This window comes from Alistipes sp. CAG:29 (assembly GCF_000435435.1).
GTDB classification, from domain to species: Bacteria; Bacteroidota; Bacteroidia; order Bacteroidales; family Rikenellaceae; genus Alistipes; species Alistipes onderdonkii.
This window is the reverse complement of sequence record NZ_FR893431.1, coordinates 1-543: the sequence shown is the minus strand read 5'-3', so window position 1 is coordinate 543 and position 543 is coordinate 1. Positions and strand designations below refer to the sequence as shown.

Here is a 543-nt window from a genome sequence, read left to right as displayed (position 1 = left end):
AAAGCAAAAGACTGATAATCAATGATTATCGGTCTTTTTTGTGTTTATACTATTCCTTCCCCTTTGGCATTTTTAGGGCAAAAACAGCCCGTTTGAGGGTGCAGAGTACACATTAGGCTCCACATAGAGAACTACACACCCAACTGCATATAACAATGTAATCAAATGACATTCAAAGTTATATGCCGCAAAGAAATTATTTATAAAAATTCCACCTCTCCATTGTGCCTTTTATTCTTTCAGGGCAAACGCAAAAAGGCAGTCGGATTGGGCGTTTCCGTTGCGCTTAAACATTGGGACGCAGAAGCACAAAAGGTCACGGACGACTGCCCCGACAGGGACAATATTCAGTTTCAGATAACAGCCAAAATAAAAGAGTACGAGAAGAAAATCCAGCGTTTAGAGGTTATGGATATTCCCGTAACCTTTGAAAATCTCTTTGAGCAGAACAGCAAACGATTGAATTGTTCTGTTGGAGAATATCTGAAACAGACCATAGAACGGCTGGAAACGCTCGGCAAATACGGCTCGGCATCCAAACAC

Annotated in this window: 1 pseudogene; it reads left to right on the top strand. The window is 41.3% G+C overall.

The features are described 5' to 3' along the window. Positions 1–165 precede the first annotated feature (165 nt). Positions 166–543: pseudogene (locus QVP03_RS04025) on the top strand (Arm DNA-binding domain-containing protein); the annotation flags it as partial.